Raw genomic sequence first — 4465 nt, 5'->3', positions numbered from 1 at the left:
CTTGTAAAGAAAGACTACGATTCAACTAAAATATACAGAAAAACACACAAAAAAGGGTGCGTCACAGGCTTATGACACACCCGGTTCGTTTCTTGCGTTCCATTTTGTTGCTGATTTTAATGATTCTACTACATTTTGATATGATTTGAATATTGTGACGTAGTTTTATATTTCTATCTATCACTTGTACTTAAAACAAAAGGCTTACTTTTTTTATATTTGACATTACTAATGATAGAATGTGTTCCAAAATTTAGAATAATAGAGTCTGGGATTACAGAAGTAGAATCAATCACGAATAAGCGTGGAATAGTAATTCTTTGTCCAATTTCATTTCTATCTCGATGATTTATGCTATTTACCAAAGAATCAATATTATAATTTTTAGAAAAAACTAAGTAATCGTCGAGCCATAAATAATTGTCCTCAATTGTAAGATTATGAAACAACGAGGATATATCATTGCCATTGGAATCTATTATTTTTATAGATTTAATTGACTCAATTGTACCATTCAAACCAGGTTCTATACCTCCTCCCATAAAAGTTAAAGAACTATTGCAATAGTCTACCATGAATTCTAATAGGAAATATCTATTTCCCTTTCTCAAATTCAAAAGAGAATCTTTGATAACAATCTCAGAAAGTGTAATGTTCGTTATCTTGTAATTTCGGTATTCTTTGCTTGATAACAACATATAAAACACAACGCAAATTATAAGAGTTGCTATAATAATTTTTTTTTCATAATGCGAAGTTTAATACATTATCATATTCAATTGGTTTTAGCTCAAGTGATTCTATTATGTGTTCAGTCGCATCTCTCTATATATGCGACTGAACACAAAATAGAAATAATCTGATTGGCTTAACGCTATATCAGAAACAAGTCTTGTGTTATAAGTCCAATTACAAAGTAGTCCTGATAATTTATATTACCGAGACCTCTTGTTGTTGGGGAAGGCTTCACTCTGAATGTCGCACCAACAAATTGTTTCAGAAATCTTGATATGAAACCTGGATATGTAAAAGACCAAATACCAGATCCATCAGAATTGGGATTAGTCACCCAGGTCTGTAATGATGCTGTTGTAACCAATACCTGTATTGTCTGGATCTGCAGTTGCACCCTTCATCGTCGGCACTCCCGGCGGTGTGCCGAGCTGCTTGTAATACTCCTCACGCTGCTTTTCTATCTGCATCATGCGGGCGGCATAGTCTTTCTGCCCTGCCGTGATGTTGTTGCCGCCAATGCCATAGACATTGCTGACCCTGCCTGTACCAATCTTGGAGGCAATACGCTTGCTGCCAATGAAGTAATGCTTGGTGAAGCGGTTCTTCGTGACAGTGATGATCGGAGCGGGATAGATCATGATACGTACACGGTTCCTCTTTCACTTCCACAATAAACAGAACAGTTCTATCATTTTTTTATTAGCACTTTTAAGATAATAATTACATTTTGAATTATGAAAACTACAGGAATACTATATTCTAATACAGACCCAATGTTAGTGCCAATATGTGCAAAAATTACAGTAAGAATTTTGTAGCAAAGAAATGGGAATATGCAATATAATATGCTATACCTTACATTTGATAAAATTTCTTTACTGATTTTTGTATAGTATAAAATACAAGCTGTTATTGTAAATATTGGACCATAAAATATACATGTGATAAAAAATAGAGCATTAAAGCCAAATTTAAAATCTTTGCTTTCAATGTCACAATCATCTATTGCAAGCCATAGCAAAATTATGGAAATACAGCAGAGTAAATAAAAAAATAATATTTTTTTCATTTCTTACAGAGCTTTAAATCTATTACTATTATTCTTTTCTTTCAAAGCTTTTTCTTGTTCTTTTTTTGTCCAAGGTTTTGGCTTGCATGTTTGAAATCCTGTATTTAATGACACTCAGTTAATTTGTCACCGCCAATAGGGTTTCCATTTTGAGGGCCATAGGCAGCATATCTTAACACTTTTCCATTATCTCCTGTAACTACCAAAAAAGTATGAGTTGCGAATAGCACATGAGTGCCAGGTAGTTCGGTTGCAAATAACCAAACTGCTTTTCCATCAAGATCAACACACTTTATCGGATTACCAACACAGTAAACATATCCACCAATGCTTGGATATTTTTCTGCTAAAGCATCCACTCCATACCACAAACTCGTCACAGGATTCATATACCTTGCCCCATAATAATACAGTCCAGTTTCCTGGTCTAATTCCTTACCATTGAACTTATATGGCATATCCTCAGATGATGTATGTTCATCCACAAGCAATTCACCGTATGGCAGGTAGGCATCGTAGGTCATATCGTAGACCGACGGCTTTGTGCCGTTGTGCATCGTGGTGCTCATGCTGTCCGAGCCGTTGTTGTCGCAAATAGCCTGCTTTACAGAGACGAGTGCGGGGAAATATACCGTCGCGTCTGTCTGCTGTTTGAGCTCGTAGGTATTCTGTGTGCCTTGCAGTTTGTTGCCTGCTGCATCGTAGAGCGTCTCGGCAGTAACAAGGTCGTGCATGTAGAAGTGGCGGTTGTGTCCGTATTCTGCCACCTGCTTGCGGTACACGGTATTGTTCTTCTGGGTGACATTGATGATATTGGTATAAGATACTTGAAAGTCTTTGATGTAGACTTGAAATAGTATGTCGATTATCCACCTCCCTATTTGGAATCCAAAAATAACTTATCCACACATCCCTTCAGGTTTTTGACAAATATACTTAACATTTTGGGAAATATGGAATTTTAACTTGGGAATAAGATAATCGCTTTCTTTTAAATCATTTACATCAACAACGTACTCGAAGCTCATCCGCTTTATCACATCCCTGGGGGGCAAATCATACACGCCTAAATCCCGTAAATCTGACTCCATTAATCGGACACAAATGCTAATGCTATCTCCACTATTTAGCACACTTTTATTCTGCCAATAATAAGCACCCACTATTACATTGTGATTCGTTGGAGATGAAACTTTTATAAAAGAATGATACTTATTTCCTCTCTCATCACTAATAGGAATAAAAAAGTTTCTCCAACTCATATTCTTAATTTTAAATACGACATTTATTTTTCGTGAATATTCTATATGAGAATTAGCAGGATTATATTTTAGGGGATAATTGTCCACTACTGCTACTAATTCAGCTGGTAACTCCATATTGGATTGACAACCTGTTAATGTTATTGCTATGAAAATAAATAACGCACAGTACACTTCTTTATTAGTTATCATAATCTAATGCCATTTTATTAATGTTTATAATACTCTGAGGGAATTTTCTTTTCTAAATACTCATATAATTCTCTGAGGGCTGGTGTTGTTTGTTTCCAAGAAGGATGCCTTCGTTGCATTTGAAGTATCTTCCAATGCTGAGAGCTACCTATTCCCAAGAGTCCATGCCCTTTGAATTCATGAACTCCAAGGATATTTTCTACGTTTGATTCTGTTGAAAGGTATGCTCTTCTTTCAGCGTCTCCTTGTGGATGAACATATACTGTCAGTTGTATTTTTCCATTCTCTTTCCTTGTTTCAGCTATCGGGGCATCCGACCAAGGTATTACGGCATCATGATTATAAGTTCCACCTAATTCATATTGAGGTCCGTCTGATTTGGAATTGTTGTTTAACATAATTATTGAAACTGCATTATTTTTAAGTTTACTTGTGTCATAGCCTTTTCTATATAATACATTTGTATATACTCGGGAATAAGCTTGCGGTGATAGGGAAAGATTTTTGTCGTCTATTTTTATTCGTCCCCAAACCTTATAGTACGTTTTGTTTCTTGAGCCTCCAATAATTTTATAGTTGGATATGATATAAATGTTATCTGTTCTAGCTGTATTTGTAAAAACGTAAGTTCCGTCTTTTGTATAATACGAATCTCTACCATCTGGGTCTATAAATTTAATTGGATTATTTAAACAGTAGCTACACCCTGTTATATTTGGATACTTCTCGGCCATTGGATCCACCCCATACCACAAACTCGTTACAGGATTCATGTACCTTGCACCGTAATAGTACAAGCCTGTCTCTTCATCGAACTGTTTGCCATTGAACTTATATGGCAGGTCTTCACTGCTACTATGCTCGTCAACTAACAGTTCACCGTATGGAAGGTAAGCATCATACTGGGTGATGTTGGCATGATTATCTGTAATGTAAGACGTGCTACCGAGATGGTCACTGTGATAGAAGAAGGTTTCCTCTTTCGTAGTGTCGTTGGCAATGTAACCATAACCCGGCTGGGCATTATCAGGACTCCCGGTTCACTCCATTGGATAGGAGGACCAGGAACATCACCTTTGCCGTTGAACTTCGGATGCTGTATCCAGCCTTCAGGAACGCTGTGGTCACCCAGGTCTGTAATGATGCTGTTGTAGCCAATACCTGTGTTGTCTGGATCTGCAGTTGCACCCTTCATCGTCGGCACTCC

The 4465-nt window shown here is 36.7% G+C and carries 1 protein-coding gene and 3 pseudogenes; all 4 read right to left on the bottom strand.

The window, feature by feature from the left end:
* Positions 1-1064 precede the first annotated feature (1064 nt).
* Positions 1065-1370 (bottom strand): annotated as a pseudogene (locus tag DW917_RS16350) (RHS repeat-associated core domain-containing protein); the annotation flags it as partial.
* A 697-nt stretch (positions 1371-2067) separates the two neighbouring features.
* A pseudogene (locus DW917_RS16340) lies at positions 2068-2322 on the bottom strand (RHS repeat-associated core domain-containing protein); the annotation flags it as partial.
* Between the two features lie 381 nt (positions 2323-2703).
* Complete coding sequence (locus DW917_RS16335) at positions 2704-3258, bottom strand: hypothetical protein (RefSeq protein ID WP_147344242.1); 555 nt, start codon at positions 3256-3258, stop codon at positions 2704-2706.
* Positions 3259-3907: 649 nt separating this feature from the next.
* Positions 3908-4465, bottom strand: a pseudogene (locus DW917_RS16330) (RHS repeat domain-containing protein); the annotation flags it as partial.

The sequence above is a fragment of the Prevotella sp. AM42-24 genome (genome assembly GCF_003461825.1).
Taxonomy (GTDB): Bacteria; Bacteroidota; Bacteroidia; order Bacteroidales; family Bacteroidaceae; genus Prevotella; species Prevotella hominis.
This window is presented reverse-complemented; position numbering and strand designations above follow the sequence as displayed.

What these genes read in the sequence shown, in the direction of transcription:
- DW917_RS16335 (WP_147344242.1), bottom strand. Translation starts at nt 3,258, where the DNA reads ATGATAACTAATAAAGAAGTGTACTGTGCGTTATTTATTTTCATAGCA.